This is a genomic window from Microtetraspora sp. NBRC 13810, from assembly GCF_030268685.1.
Lineage (GTDB): Bacteria > Actinomycetota > Actinomycetes > Streptosporangiales > Streptosporangiaceae > BSRQ01.
Map to the genome: position 1 here is coordinate 25879 of NZ_BSRQ01000020.1, position 13442 is coordinate 39320.

Sequence of the window (13442 nt, forward strand, 5' to 3'; positions counted from 1 at the left end):
GCGGATCTATTTAGTCCGAGATAGCGTCAGCGGGTACCAGAAGAGATGGGGAGAGATCATCATGCGGATCGCAGTCGCCGGCGCCACGGGGAACATCGGGACCCTCACCGTCGCCGCGCTCGAACGGGACGGGCACGACGTCGTGCGCATCAGCCGCTCGCTCGGCGTGGACCTGTCGACCGGTGACGGGCTCGGCGAGGTCCTGACCGGCGTCGAGGTGGTCATCGACGTCACCAGCGGCCCGGTGGCCGGCCGGGCCGAGACGGTGGCCTACTTCGGCGCCGTCACGCGGAACCTGCTCGCCGCCGGGGAGCGGGCCGGCGTCCGGCACCACGTGCTGCTCTCGATCGCCGGGGTGGATCGCGTCGAAGGCAACGCGCACTATGCGGGCAAGCGGGAGCAGGAGCGTCTCGTGGCCGGGGGACCGGTGCCGTGGACGATCGTGCCGGCCACCCAGTTCCACGACTTCGCCGCGATGGTGGCGAGCTGGACCGAGCGGGACGGCGTCGCCACGATCGCCCCGCTGCTCGTGCAGCCGATCGCGCCCGCGGACGTGGCCGGCATCCTCGCCGAGATCGCGACGGGCGAGCCGCAGGGGCGTTACGTCGACGTCGCCGGGCCCGAGCCGCAGGACCTGGTGGACATGGCCCGGCGCACCAACGACGCGCGCGGCCACGCGGTGAAGCTGGTGCCGGCGTGGTCGGGGATGTTCGGCCCGGCGATGGCCGGCGACGTCCTGCTGCCCGGCGAGAACGCCCGCATCGCGCCGACCACCTTCGACGAGTGGCTCGCGGAACAGCGGTGACAGCGGCCGGTCGTGCTCGTCCACGGCGGTGTGTGGCTTTGTACACGCTCGCGGCGTGTGCGGATTTGTACGTATAAAGCCAGATATCGCCTGCCTTAGCGTCTGGGACGTCCGAACAGACACACCCAGCGAATGTGAGGAAGATTTCGATGGACGCTTCGAAGCAGGCCGGCCGCACGACCGGCCGGGGACGTGTGGCGGCTCGGCTGACGGTGGGCGCCGCGGCGGCGCTGCTGGCCCTGGGCGCGGCGGCGCTGCCGGCCGGGGCGGCCACCGCCACCACGGCCGGCACCGCGGCCACCACCGCTTCCGCCACGACGGCCACGGCCAAGAGTTACTACTTCGCCACCGTGCTGCTCGGCAGGAACGAGGTGCGGGAGGCGGGCAAGAAGGTCAACGACCGGGACGGGCTGGCGGTGGCGAAGTTCCGCATCGTCGGCAACCGGATGTACTACCTGGTCCAGTGGAAGAGGGTCGCCAAGCCCTCCGCGTTCCACATCCACCGCGGCAAGGCGGGCACCAACGGCGCCGTCGTCATCGACCTGCTGTCCCACGGCAAGACCCGCGGCAACACCAGCACGGGATCCGTCGTGGTCAAGGACACCAGCGTGCTGAACGGGATCAAGAGCAACCCGAAGAACTGGTACGCCAACCTGCACACCAAGCCGTTCCCCGACGGCGCGGTCCGCGGCCAGCTCGCCAAGGGCGGCCGCTGGTAGAGACCCTCGGGGGGTGAAGCGCCCGGCCCCGTCGGCGTCGGGGGGCACTGGGCCGGGCGCGCCGGACGCCGGCGGTCACCCGCGACCGGGCCGGAGGAGTACACCGCCTGAGTCGTCGACCACGTGCTGAGCGGCGGCCGGCGGACTTTCTCACCGGATCAGCCGATGAACCGCTTCAGCTCGGCGCGGGTCGCGGGCCTGCGGCCACCCTCGTCGAGTTCGACGAGGGCGGCCTCGGCGACCATGCCCACCCACAGCCGCGCCGCGTCCAGCGGATACGGCCTGCCCATCGCCTTGAAGTCGGCGGCGCAGAGCTCGGCGCCCTGGGCGTTGCGGGCGCGCACGACCTCCGCGATGGGCGCCTCCGCGCGCGCTTCGAGCAGCAGGGCGCGCACGCCCCGATCGCGGAGGCACCCCTCAAGATAGGTCTCCGCGGCGGCGAACAGCCGTTCGGCGCCGGGCGTCATCCCTTCGATGGCGGTGAGCATCTCCGCCAGCAGCCGATCGTGGAAGCCGCCGTGCAGCGCCAGCAGGTAGCTGGCCCGGTCGCGGAAGTGGTGGAAGAACGTCCCCTTGGAGACGCCGGCCTCGTCGACGAGCAGGTTGACGCTGAGCCCCGCCAGCCCGGTTCGCTCCGCGAGCCGTAACCCGGCTTCGATGAGACGGTCTCGGGTGCGTGCGGCCGCCGCGCTCCGTGAGGTCACCACGGCACCCTACCCGTCGATCTCCGGTGGGGCGGGACGGCCCCGCTGAATCTCGTCCGCATGTACGTATGCTATTCATTGACCGGCCGGTCGGTCAATGAAAGGACATCGTCATGCCATACGTCTCCACCCGCGCGGGCCGCGTCCACTACCGGGAACGCGGCGAGGGAACACCCGTCGTGATGCTGCACGCCACGCTGCACGATCACCATGACTTCGACGCCGTCGCGCCCGGTCTCGCCGAGCGGTACAGGACCATCACGGTCGACTGGCCCTGGCACGGGGAGTCGGAGAGCCCTCGGGCACCTCAGAAGCCCGGGGTCACGCTGTTCGCCGAGGTCCTCCAGGACGTGGTGACGAACCTCGGCCTGCCGCCGGCGTTCTTCATCGGCAATTCGGTGGGCGGCTTCTCGGCGGCCCGGCTGGCCATCACCCATCCCGACCGGGTGCGTGGCCTGGTCATGGTCAACGCCGGGGGATTCGTCTCGTGGAATCCGCTGACGCGGAGCTCCGCCCGCCTGCTCGGCGTCCCGTCGGTGACGCGCCTGCTCATGCCCCGGTTGGTGAACAGTTACATGAGGGCCAGGACGCCCGAGGACGCGGCGATCGTCCGGCGGGTCGTGGCGCGGGCGAAGACCCGCGAAGGGGCGCGGACGGCCGCGGCGATCTGGCGCGAGTTCCCCACTCCCGGCCACGACCTGCGGGGCCGGGTGGGGGAGCTCCGGGCGCCCACGCTGCTCGTGTGGGGCGCGCTCGACCCCGTTCTCCCGCTGCGGGCCGGCCGGGTCACGCACGAGACGATCCCCGGGTCGCGGCTGGAGGTGTTCCAGGCCGGACACGTCGTCTTCTCCTCGGAGCCGGATGCGTTCCTCGCCGTGGTGCGGTCCTTCTTCGAGACGGTGACCGGTGGTGACTCCTTCGAGACGGTGACCGGCGGTGACTCGCGCTGACGGCGCCGCCTTCGGCTCGGCGCCGGAGCCGGAGGCCGGACGCGGAGCCGGAGGCCGGACCGTGAGCGGGCCGGCGCGTGGCCACCCGGGTATCCCCTTCGACCCGGCAGTAATGGCACAAATTTCCCGAATAATCAGCCTATTTCGCAATAATTGAATGGGGTGGCATTTGTCGTGTTCGGGGCTTGTGGTGGCTAATCGGATTGTGGGCGTGCGGGCCATGTTCTGGCATAGTGTTGTGCGGTCGGACCTCAGAAGTCAGCCCTCTTTGCGAGTGGCTGTCAAAGAAAGGCGGTAGGAGATGCAGAAAGCGGCCCTCGATCGCGTAAAGCTCATCTTCACCCTGCTCGACACCGACGGTACCGGCTATCTCGAAGCCGAGGACTTCGAGCTCATGGCGTCCCGGGTCGTCGCGGCGGCCCCCGAATCCGACGACGCCGCCAAAGCCGCCATGCTCGCCGCTTTCCGGCGCTACTGGACGACGCTGGCCGCCGAGCTGGACGCCGACCGCGACCACCGGATCAGTTTCGAGGAGTACACCGCGTGCGTGCTCTCCCCGGAGCGTTTCGACGGGGCGGTCACCGACTTCGCCGGGGCGCTGGCCGCGCTGGGCGACCCCGACGGGGACGGGCTCATCGAGCGGAGCGTGTTCGCGGCGCTCATGACGGCCATCGGCTTCGAGCGCGCCAACATCGACACGCTCTTCGACGCGTTCAAGCCGTCGGACGCCGACCAGATCACGGTCTCGGTGTGGGCCGCCGGAATCAAGGACTACTACAGCCCGGACAAGGCGGGAATTCCAGGCGACCACCTCGTCGGTGGCCCGATCTGATCGAAACTGCGGCAACCTGACACATCGGCCTTCGGCAAAGGAGTTCATGTGGAGGAACCAGTCATCGGACTTGCCGTGGGACAGGGAACGGGCCCCGAGCTCGCGGCCGTGTTCGAGCGGGTGCTGGCCGGGATCGCCGACACGTATTCGGTCGGAATCGGCGTCACCCGATCGGAGAAGGTCTACCACTCGTACTCGTCGTTGAAGGCCGCCGCCGGGATCGAGCGGGCCCGCGAGCTCACCCGGGAGGACGCCGAGCATTACGCGGAGTTCTGCCGCGCGCGGGCCGCGCTCGGTGTCCCGGCCGTCTTCCGCACGGCGATCAACGCCCAGTCGCTCTACCTGGTCCGCCAGCGCCTCCAGGCGGTGAAGGTCGATCTCATCGCCGCTCCGGACGCGTCCCTGCTGCTGGTCCGGGACCAGGCCCAGGGCTTCTACACCGGGGAGAACACGCACGCGCCGGGCGCGCTCATCCGCACCATGGCGTTCAGCCGGGAGATCACCGACAAGGTCGTCGACTACGCCGTGGGGCGCGCGCGGCGGCAGTGGCCGGACGGCGGAGCCGACCAGATCGTCATGGCCTACAAGTTCCACCTGCTCGACGGGGCCCTGGACGGGTGGGTGGCCGACGCCGCCGCACGGCACGGCGTCGAGATCCGCCTGTTCCAGCCGGACACGGTGAACCGCAACCTGATCGAGCACGGCCCGCGCCCCCGCACGCTGATCATCGCGGGCAACGAGTGGGCCGACATCATGCACGTGATGCTGCTCGACCGCTTCGGCTCCGAACGCCAGGAGAACCGCTGCACCGAGAACGTCTATCTGCACCCCGACGCGGCCGGGCTGGTCGAGTACCAGACCGTCCACGGCTCGGCCGACGACCTGGCGGGCAAGGACGCGGTCAACCCGGTGGCGACCGTGCGCGCCGCGGCGGCGATCGCAGAGCGGCACGCGGGCTGCGCGGGGGCGATGGGCATGGTGGAGCGCGGCCTCCGGTCGCTCGGCCGCCGCGGCATCGCCACCCCCGACCTCGGCGGCGGGCACTCGACCACCGCCGTGGTGGACGCGCTGCTCGACGTGCTCGAACCCGATGAGCGGCCGGCCCTGATGGCGGACCGGTGACCGCCGCGGAGACGGCCGCGCTGGTCGTCGTCGACGTGCAGAACGACTTCTGCGCCGGCCCGACCGCCCTCGCCCGGTACTCCGGCGACCCCGCGGCACTCGACGCCGTCACGACGAACACCGCGCGGGCCGTCGAACACGCCAGGGCCCACGGCATAGAGGTGATCTTCGTCCGGTTCGTCGGCGACGCCGAGCACCAGGGGCCGAGCTGGCGGCGCCGGGATCGTCTCCTCGGCAAGCGGCCCAAGTGCCGGGAAGGGTCGTGGGGGGCGGAGTTCCACAAGGTGTCGCCGATGCCGGGGGAGCAGGTCTTCACCAAGCGGGCGTGCTTCGACGCCTTCCTCACCGCCGGGTTCGAGCAGCACCTCGCCCGCCGCGGCATCGCGCGCCTCGTCTTCGCCGGCCTGTACGCCGACGTCTGCGTGGACTCCACCGCCCGGACCGCGTTCCAGAAGGGTTTCCACATCACCGTGCTGACCGACTGCACCACCGGCCTGCACCTGCGGGACGCGGACATCCTGCGTTTCATGACCGTCCTGTACGGCGCCCACACCACCACCCACGACCACCCGGGCACGTGGGCGCCTCCGGCCGGAGAGGAGGACGCGTGCCCGATGCCCGGTACACCGGCGTCGAAGGCGGCGTCGGCCTGACCGCCCTCATGGTCGCCGCCGCGCGGGCGATCGAGGCACACCGGCCCGACGCGCTGGCCGGCGACACGTACGCCGAGCACTTCGTGCGCGCCGCCGGGGCGTCCGCGGCGTGGCCGGTCCGCCCGGCCGAGGTGCCCGGTGGGGATGCGAACCCCCTGTGGGGCAGGCTGGGGCGCTATTTCGGCCTGCGCACCCGGGTTCTCGACGACTTCCTTGTCAGCTCGGTCCAGGCGGGCGCCCGGCAGGTAGTCCTGCTCGGCGCGGGCCTCGACACCCGGGCCTTCCGGCTCGGCTGGCCGCCGGGCCGGGTCGTCTACGAGATCGACCGTGACGGTGTCCTGGCGTTCAAGCACCGCGTGCTCGACGCCCTCGCCGCGACCCCGGCGACCACCCGCCGCCCGATCGCGGCCGACCTGCGCGACGACTGGGCCCGATCACTGGCGGGCGCCGGCTTCGACCCGGCCGTGCCGACCGCGTGGCTGGCCGAGGGCCTGCTGCTCTACCTCCCGGCGGACGCCGAGCGGCGGCTCATCGACACGGTGGACCGTCTGAGCGCAGGCGGCAGCACCCTGGCGTTCGAGGTCAAGCTCGGGACGGAGTCGCCGCAGGTCCGGGCCGGCGCCGTCTACGCGGCGGCCAGGCAGCAGATCGGTGTCGACCTGCTCGCCCTGTTCGACGGGGAGCCGCGCCCCGACTCGACCGGCCGGCTGCGGGAGCGTGGCTGGTCCACCGCGGTCCACACGCCCTTCGACTTCACCCGCGACCACGGCCGCGGTCCACGCCCCGAGCCGGACGACGCCCTGGCCGGCAACCGCTGGGTGTTCGCCGCCAAGGCCGGCGCGCCTCCCGGGCTCAAGCCCGCCGGCGACGGCTCCGAACCGGGTTCCCGGTAGGAGAAGGGGCTCACCTCGCTCGGTCTGGGAGGGTCAGGGGATCGGGGCCCGCCTGACCCTCCCGGACCGGTCACCTACCCCTGCGCCCCGGTCGCCGCCTCAAGGGCGTCGCGCAGGCCGGTCGAGGTGAAGACCTGGTCATCGGACAGTTTCCGGCCGTCGAGCAGGAGCGTGGGCGTCCCCTGGATGTCGGGGGAGGCGAGCGTCCGCTGGGTGAGCTGCCGGACCTGGGCGGCGTGGCCCTGGGCCTCGATGCAGGACGACACGGCCGGATCGGTGATCTTGGCCTTCGCCGCGAACCTCTTCAGGTCCCCGATCGTGAGAGCGACCCGTTCGTCCGGCTGCTGGGCGAACAGCTCGTCGTGGAAGGCCATCCAGGAGGCGCCGGGCACGCACTGCGCCGCGGCGGCGGCCCGCAGAGAACCCTGCGGATTGACGAACGCGAGCGGGTGGTAGACCACCTTGATCTTTCCTTCGGCGGCGAACTGCTTGATCTGCGCGCCGTTGAGGTGCTCGAACTCCTTGCAGATCGGGCACTGGAAGTCCTCGTAGACGTCCAGCACCGGTGCGGTGACGCCCGGCCTGGCCATGACGACCGTCCCGTCCTGCTGGACCGTGACCGGCGCCAGCGCGCCCGAGAACGACGTCGCCTTCGACATGTTCGCCTGGACGAAGACGCCGGTGATGACGGCCGCGACCACCACCAGGCCGATGCAACCGATCAGCAGCGCGCGCCGCCGCTTCTCCTTCCGAGCCCGCAGGCTCCGCTCCTGCCGCAGCCTCTCACGTGCCGACTTGCTCATGACGCTCCAAGATCTTCAATCGTGCCTGTCGGGTTGTCTGCACGGCGATCCTCGACCGGGCGACGTCAGAGCCGCTCCTCGTCATGGGTACGCCGAAGGCACGCCGGACCAGGCCCGGGAGGCGTCCGGAGATCTGGGCGCTGTGCTCGATCCTGGTCAGGCGGGATGGGGGATGGGGTGAACTCCCCGCGGTGGCCCCCGGCGTACCAGGGCGTGGCGGTGCATCGCCATCGCCGGGGCGGCGTCGTCGCGCGCCCGGTGCGCCACGGCCGGGCGGCGGGGGATCGGCGCGGGGCCGGCCAGGGCGAAGATCCAGCCGAGCCGGGCGGAGAGCGCGAACGCGAGCGATCGAAGGGCCCGCCACAGCGCGCGCTCGCCCATGGAGAGCCACAGGGCGACGAACGCCCCGGCCAGGGCATGGGCGGCGAACATCACCAGGGAGGACATGCCGTCATGCGCGCCCACCGGCGCCCCGTGGTGACTTGTCGCCATGAGATGCGCGGTGACCGGGGCGGACACACCGGTCGCCGGGGTGGTCCAGGCGAACCACACGTGCAGGTAGAGCTGGCCCGCCTCCATCGCGGCCAGGATCCACAGGGGCGAGCGTTCGCGGTCCGCCAGCCGGTATCCGATCGCCGCGACCAGGCCGAGGGCCACGCCGGCCGACCAGGCGGGCACCGGGCGCGGCGCCATCAGATCGTGCCCTGTCTGCGACAGCCCGACGCACACCAGGGCGAAGGCCCAGGCGCGCGTCATTCGGAACCATCCAGGCGGGCGCATGTCTCCACATCCGCTCTGTGCGAAGTAGAGCCGAGCCTACCTCCGGTATGCGCCGGTCCGTCCAGGCAGGCGGTTCGCGGCCCGCCTCGACGGCCGTGCCCGCCGTCCTCTTTCGGCTCGCCCTCCTGTCTGGTCTCTCAGGATGGGGCGCCGCGAGGACCGGGTCAGGCGGTCAGGCGGTCGAAGGACACGAGCAGCCGCTCAGGTCCGCGCAGCACCGCGTTGTCCCGGTACGGCGGCGGGTCGGTGACCAGCCGCGGCGCGTCCAACCGGCGGGCCAGCGCGGTGAACGCGATCTGCGCCTCGGCGCGGGCCAGCGACGCGCCCACGCAGTAGTGCGCGCCGCCGCCGTAGGCCAGGTGGGCGTTTCCGGCGCGGTCGGGGACGAACGTGTCGGGATCGGCGAAGACCTCGGCGTCGCGGTTGCCCGCGGCCAGGATGAGCACCATCGTGTCCCCTTCGGGGATGGTGACACCGGAGATGTCGATGTCGGCCAGCGCGCGCCGCCTGGTCATCTGCACCGGCGGGTCGTACCGGAGCACCTCCTCGACCAGCGGGGTCGCCAGCTGCGGGTCCTCGCGCAGGCGGGCCGCCGCGGCGGGGTCGCGGAGCAGGGCGAGGGTGCCGTTGGCGATGAGGTTGACGGTGGTCTCGTGCCCGGCGATGAGCAGCAGTTGCAGGGTGGCGTGCAGGTCCAGCGGGCCGAGCACGTTCATCAGCCCGTACAGCAGGCCGTCGTCCGGGTGCTCGCGGCGGAACGCGATCAGGCCGCTGAGGTAGGACGCCAGCTCGACGCGGGCGACCGCCAGCTCGCGCAGCTCCTCCTCGGTCTGGGTCTCCACGGGGTCCAGGCCGCGGGTGAGCCGGCGCGCGTAGTCACCGAAGATCGCCTCGTCCTCCCTGGGGACCCCGAGCAGCTCGCAGATCACCGTGACCGGCAGCGGGTAGGCCAGGTCGGCGACGACGTCGATCTGACCGGGCCGGCCGGTGACATGGGTGTCGAGCAGACCGGTGACCAGGTCTTCCAGATGGTCGCGCATGTCCATGATGCGGGGGATCAGCAGTTGGGTGACCGCCTGGCGCAGCCGGTCGTGCCCCGGCGGGTCCTGGACGAGGAACGACCCCTCGAAGGGCGTGCCGTCCGGGTGGTGCAGGACGGGGCCGGCGTTCGCGGCGCCGGATTCCCGCTGGAACGAGCCCACCCTCGGGTCGCGCAGCAACCGGGTGATCTCGCGGTGGCGGGTCACCAGCCAGCGGCCGTCGTCGAGCCGGGACATCCCCCGGCGCCGCAGTTCCTTGTAGAAGGGGTAGGGGTCGGGCCGGTTGGCCTGCTTGAGCGCCTCGGTGAAGAGCTCGGCCTGGGACAGGTCCTCAACGGTGATCATGGTCATCCTCTCGATGGTGTCCGCCGGCCGGTACGGCGTGCCCGCCGGGGAAGGCGGCGGGCACCGGGTGCGGCGGCCCGGCCGGGCCGTCCGTGGCGTTGATCGTCGGCGGGAACGGCACGCGGGCCTCGATGAGCGCGGCGTATCCGTCCAGGACCCGGGGCGAGTCGACGGCGACCGCGGCCACCAGCCGCCCCCGGCGTCCGTGGGCGGCGACGAACTTCCGGGCGTCGAGCGAGCCCTGGTTGATCACGACCTGGTCGGCGCCCGCGGTCAGGCCCACGGATTTCAGGTTGACCCCGAACTGGTTGGACCAGAAAGTCGGCAGCTCGCGGTGCTCCCGGTGGTCGACGGCACGGTGGAGCATGTTGTGCGCGGCGACCCGTGCCTGCGCCACCGCGTTGCCCCAGTGGTCCAGGCGGACGAGCCGTCCGTCGTAGAGCGGGTGCGGCCAGCGGGCCACGTCCCCGGCGGCGTAGATCGCCTCGGCGACGCCGCCGTCGGCGGTCCGCGCCCGGCAGCGCGCGTCGCACAGCAGGCCGCGCCCGTCCGCGGCCAGCCCGGAACCGGCCAGCCACTCGACATTGCCGACCGCGCCCAGCGCGACCACGGCCACGTCGGCCTCCAGCGCCGTGCCGTCGGACAGCCGCGCCCGCCGCAGCCGGCCGGACGCGTCGCCCTCCAGCCGCTCGACGGTGGTGTTCAGGCGCAGGTCCACCCCTGCCTCGCGTTGAAGGCCGGTGGCGAACCCGCCCACCGCCGCACCCAGGGCGCCGGCCAGCGGGGCGCCGTCGCGATGCGCCAGGGTCACCGCAAGGTCCAGGTCGCGGCAGAGCGAGGCGACCTCCGAGCCGGTGAACCCGCCGCCGACGACCAGGACGCGGCGCGGGCGGGCGGTCAGGGCGGCGCGCAGCCGTTCGGCGTCCTCGCGGGTGCGCAGCAGGTGTACGCCGGTCAGGGCGCTTTCCACGGGATCCCGCCACCGGCGGGCGCGGGTGCCCGTGGTGATCAGGAGCTTGTCGAAGCCCACCCGGCGGCCGTCGGCGAGCGCGACCTGCCGGCGGTGCAGGTCCAGGCCGGTGGCCGCCACGCCCAGCAGCCACTCGGCGTCGAGCCGGCGGAGCTGGGGGAGCTGGGTGTGCGCGGTGCTCAGCCGGCCCGCCAGGACGGCCTTCGACAGCGGCGGCCGGTCGTAGGGGTGATGGGGCTCGTCGCCGATGAGCGTGACGGCACCGGTGAACCCCAGTTCGCGCAGCGCCTCGGCGGCCCGCAGGCCGGCGAGTGAGGCGCCGACCACGACGATCTTCTCGGTGGTCATCGGAGCGGCCCGCCGGGCTCGCGGCCGGGCGGGGTGCCGATACTGATCGCCTGCACCGGGCAGGCCGCGGCCGCGCGTTCCACCTGGACCCGGGCGCTCTCGCCGGGCGCGTAGTCGTACTCCAGCGCTTCCGCGCCGTGGAACCGGAAGACCGCCGGCGCGGCGAAGACGCACTGCCCGTAGCTCTGACAGCGGTTCAGATCCACCACGAGCCGCAGGGTGTCCGCCGGGGACCTGGTCCGCCAGCGCCGCATCGCCCCCGACCAGGTGTCCCAGGAGCTCTTCGGAGTGGCCCTGAAGTGGCTGTTCGCCGGCATCGAGGCCGAAGGAGCGGCCACCGGCGAACCCGGCGAACCCGGCGAGAAGGCGGACCGCCGGTCCCCTGGGGCGTGAGACCGCCGCGCCCGCAGGCCCGTCCGGGCGGGCGGGAGGCGGCCGCGGCGGTGGAGCGGTCAGCTTTCCGGGGCGAAGTAGGTGATCTCGGCCTGGTCACGCCGGGTGTAGGCGTCCCAGTAGACCCGGGCGACGGTGTCGGGTTCGGTTCCGGGCCCGGTGTTGAGGTAGGCGGCGACGCTGACGTGCGCGACGTGGACGCCCTTGCCGGCGAGGGCGCTGTGCAGGGTGGCGGCGTAGTAGCGCAGGGCGGCGCCGGCGATGCCGAAGTTCGCCACCGCGTCCATCGGCTGCACCGCGGCGTAGGCCGTGGTGAACAGCAGCGTGCCGGTGCCGCGCCCGAGCATGCCCGGCAGGACCTGCTGGACGGATGTGATCGCGCCGTGCAGTTGGACGTCGAGTTGCCGCTGCACGTTCTCCGGTGAGACGTCGAGTGCTCCCACGACGCCGCTGCCGATGTTCAGGGTCTTGCTGACCGGTGAGAAATGCAGCACGTCGACGGGGCCGGCCTGGTCGAAGGCTCGGCGCATGGAGGATTCGTCGGTGACGTCACCGGTGAATCCTTCGGCCCGGACGTCCTCGGCCGCCAGTTCGGCGACCAGCCGGTCGAGGTTGGCGCGGCTGCGGGCGATCAGGACGACTCGGAAACCTTCGCGTCCGAACAGCCTGGCGACAGACAGGCCGAGCAGCGGACCGGCGCCGACAATGGCGATCGTGGGCATGCGTTCTCCACCTTTTCGGGGGCTTGGGTGCCGACTTCGAGGGCTTGGGTGCCGACCGGCTCAGCCGAGTTCGGCGCTGGTGATGGGCATACCGGGCAGTGCCGTCCCCGGCTGGGCGCGCAACCCGTCAAGGAACAACGCCAGGAACCGGTGGGGCAGGGTCTCGGCCACGGCGGCGGGGGCGTCGCGCTGCTGGACGAGCATGTTGACGAACAGCGCGAGGTCCCCGACGCCGACATCCGGGCGCAGCGTCCCGTCGGCCTGTGCCTCCCGCACCATCCGCTCGACCTGGCCGAGCCAGCCGTCGCGGGCCTGGCGCAGCTCGGCGCTGGCCTGGAGCAGGGCGGGCAGGCGTTCGCACAGCCCGGCGTGCACGAGGCCGAACCGCACCTCGGCCCAGTCGTGCAGGAAGCGCCGCAGGGCGCCCCACGCGTTCTCCTCCTGTTCCCAGGCGGTGGCCGCCATCTCCGACAGTTGCCGGTAGACGCTCAGCGTCACCGCTTCGATCAGCAGTTCACGCTCGGGAAAATGGCGGTAGAGCGTGCCCTTGCCGACACCGGCCTGACGCATGATCTCGTCCATCGGCACGTCGATCCCCGCCCGTACGAACAGGACGCGCGCCGTGGCGACGATCCGATCCCTGTTACGCCGGGCGTCGGCCCGCAGACTCTCGCGCTCTCCCTGCATGCCGCCTCACCAGATTTGGACGATTTACGTCCACTTAAGCTAGCGCACCCGGAAGTGGACGACAACCGTCCGGTAGTGCCCTCGGAGTCCTTCGTGGCACGCCGGTCCACCCGCAGGCCGCCGTGAGCGGTCAGGGGTGAGACTCTCTCGGCCGTCGCTGTAGCGGAACCACAAGCATCAAGTCAGAAATATTCAAGCTAGTAATGTGTTGACTTGATGGACTTGCTAGGATGGGCGCATGACGACATCCCCGGAGCCGCGGGCCGGCGCCGAGCGGGAGCTGTGCGGGCTGGTGAACGGGCTGGCCCAGCAGATCGCCGATCACCTGCGCGAGCGCGCCGCCACCCTGGGGCTCACCGCGGCCCAGGCGACCGCGCTGCGGGAGCTGACCGGCCCGATGACCATGCGCGACCTCGCCGAGCGCATGAGCTGCGAGCCCTCCAACGCCACCTTCGTCGTCGACAAGCTGGAGAAACAGGGCCTGCTGGAGCGCCGCGCGCACCCCACCGACCGTCGCGCCAGGCAACTCGTCCTGACGCCGGAGGGCACGGCGCTCCGCGAGCGGCTCCTGGCGCTCCTCTCCCAGGAGTCACCCCTGGCCGGGCTCACCGCCCGGCAGCAGCGCACCCTCAAGGCCCTGCTGGAGCAGGCCATCATCCGCCCGTGAGGCCGGCTC

17 protein-coding genes are annotated in these 13442 nt (G+C 72.0%); 9 read left to right on the plus strand and 8 right to left on the minus strand.

Annotated features, from left to right (window positions below; translation table 11 throughout):
- The first annotated feature begins 61 nt into the window (after positions 1 to 61).
- Both QSK26_RS31520 and QSK26_RS31525 read left to right on the plus strand, forming a co-directional pair.
- The gene (locus QSK26_RS31520; RefSeq protein WP_285778941.1) at positions 62 to 805 is read left to right on the plus strand and encodes an SDR family oxidoreductase; all 744 of its coding nucleotides are present in this window, start codon (positions 62 to 64) and stop codon (positions 803 to 805) included.
- A 149-nt stretch (positions 806 to 954) separates the two neighbouring features.
- Positions 955 to 1524 carry a CHRD domain-containing protein gene (locus QSK26_RS31525; RefSeq protein WP_285778942.1) on the plus strand — a complete coding sequence of 190 codons (570 nt, stop codon included), beginning with the start codon at positions 955 to 957 and terminating at the stop codon, positions 1522 to 1524.
- A 158-nt stretch (positions 1525 to 1682) separates the two neighbouring features.
- Here QSK26_RS31525 and QSK26_RS31530 read toward each other — a convergent pair whose 3' ends face one another.
- Positions 1683 to 2228, minus strand: coding sequence for a TetR/AcrR family transcriptional regulator (locus QSK26_RS31530; protein ID WP_285778943.1), 546 nt, complete (start codon positions 2226 to 2228; stop codon positions 1683 to 1685).
- A gap of 113 nt (positions 2229 to 2341) precedes the next feature.
- Between QSK26_RS31530 and QSK26_RS31535 the strand changes: the two genes are divergently transcribed.
- The 5 genes from QSK26_RS31535 to QSK26_RS31555 all read left to right on the plus strand — a co-directional run bounded on the left by QSK26_RS31535 (position 2342) and on the right by QSK26_RS31555 (position 6678).
- Positions 2342 to 3178, plus strand: coding sequence for an alpha/beta fold hydrolase (locus QSK26_RS31535; RefSeq protein WP_285778944.1), 837 nt, complete (start codon positions 2342 to 2344; stop codon positions 3176 to 3178).
- Between the two features lie 301 nt (positions 3179 to 3479).
- Entirely contained in the window at positions 3480 to 4010 is a 531-nt protein-coding gene (locus QSK26_RS31540; RefSeq protein ID WP_285778945.1) for an EF-hand domain-containing protein, read from the plus strand.
- 48 nt (positions 4011 to 4058) lie between these two features.
- Positions 4059 to 5132, plus strand: coding sequence for an isocitrate/isopropylmalate family dehydrogenase (locus QSK26_RS31545; RefSeq protein ID WP_285778946.1), 1074 nt, complete (start codon positions 4059 to 4061; stop codon positions 5130 to 5132).
- Positions 5129 to 5785, plus strand: coding sequence for a cysteine hydrolase family protein (locus tag QSK26_RS31550; protein WP_285778947.1), 657 nt, complete (start codon positions 5129 to 5131; stop codon positions 5783 to 5785). The genes QSK26_RS31545 and QSK26_RS31550 overlap by 4 nt, the downstream gene beginning before the upstream one ends.
- The gene (locus QSK26_RS31555; protein ID WP_285778948.1) at positions 5740 to 6678 is read left to right on the plus strand and encodes a class I SAM-dependent methyltransferase; all 939 of its coding nucleotides are present in this window, start codon (positions 5740 to 5742) and stop codon (positions 6676 to 6678) included. Before QSK26_RS31550 ends, QSK26_RS31555 begins: the two co-directional genes overlap by 46 nt.
- Positions 6679 to 6752: 74 nt before the next feature.
- On the opposite strand, the gene QSK26_RS31560 is transcribed toward QSK26_RS31555, so the two are convergent.
- From QSK26_RS31560 to QSK26_RS31580, 5 genes are all read right to left on the minus strand, one after another.
- Positions 6753 to 7481, minus strand: a complete 729-nt coding sequence (locus QSK26_RS31560) for a DsbA family protein (RefSeq protein WP_285778949.1) — start codon at positions 7479 to 7481, stop codon at positions 6753 to 6755.
- A 156-nt stretch (positions 7482 to 7637) separates the two neighbouring features.
- Positions 7638 to 8237, minus strand: a complete 600-nt coding sequence (locus QSK26_RS31565) for a hypothetical protein (RefSeq protein ID WP_285778950.1) — start codon at positions 8235 to 8237, stop codon at positions 7638 to 7640.
- 188 nt (positions 8238 to 8425) lie between these two features.
- A complete protein-coding gene (locus QSK26_RS31570; protein ID WP_285778951.1) occupies positions 8426 to 9646 on the minus strand; it encodes a cytochrome P450 in 1221 nt (406 codons plus the stop codon).
- Positions 9633 to 10964, minus strand: a complete 1332-nt coding sequence (locus tag QSK26_RS31575) for an NAD(P)/FAD-dependent oxidoreductase (RefSeq protein WP_285778952.1) — start codon at positions 10962 to 10964, stop codon at positions 9633 to 9635. The genes QSK26_RS31570 and QSK26_RS31575 overlap by 14 nt, the downstream gene beginning before the upstream one ends.
- Positions 10961 to 11173, minus strand: coding sequence for a ferredoxin (locus QSK26_RS31580; RefSeq protein WP_285778953.1), 213 nt, complete (start codon positions 11171 to 11173; stop codon positions 10961 to 10963). Before QSK26_RS31580 ends, QSK26_RS31575 begins: the two co-directional genes overlap by 4 nt.
- 10 nt (positions 11174 to 11183) lie before the next feature.
- On the opposite strand from QSK26_RS31580, the gene QSK26_RS31585 reads away from it, so the two are divergent.
- Positions 11184 to 11357: a hypothetical protein gene (locus QSK26_RS31585; protein WP_285778954.1), complete on the plus strand. Its 174-nt coding sequence runs from the start codon at positions 11184 to 11186 to the stop codon at positions 11355 to 11357.
- A gap of 59 nt (positions 11358 to 11416) precedes the next feature.
- On the opposite strand, the gene QSK26_RS31590 is transcribed toward QSK26_RS31585, so the two are convergent.
- Both QSK26_RS31590 and QSK26_RS31595 read right to left on the minus strand, forming a co-directional pair.
- A complete protein-coding gene (locus QSK26_RS31590) occupies positions 11417 to 12079 on the minus strand; it encodes an SDR family NAD(P)-dependent oxidoreductase (RefSeq protein WP_285778955.1) in 663 nt (220 codons plus the stop codon).
- A 60-nt stretch (positions 12080 to 12139) separates the two neighbouring features.
- Positions 12140 to 12766 (minus strand): TetR/AcrR family transcriptional regulator, encoded by a 627-nt coding sequence (locus tag QSK26_RS31595; protein WP_285778956.1) that lies wholly within the window; start codon positions 12764 to 12766, stop codon positions 12140 to 12142.
- A 238-nt stretch (positions 12767 to 13004) separates the two neighbouring features.
- Here QSK26_RS31595 and QSK26_RS31600 point away from each other — a divergent pair, with 238 nt between their 5' ends.
- Positions 13005 to 13433 (plus strand): MarR family winged helix-turn-helix transcriptional regulator, encoded by a 429-nt coding sequence (locus QSK26_RS31600; RefSeq protein WP_285778957.1) that lies wholly within the window; start codon positions 13005 to 13007, stop codon positions 13431 to 13433.
- Positions 13434 to 13442 lie beyond the last annotated feature (9 nt).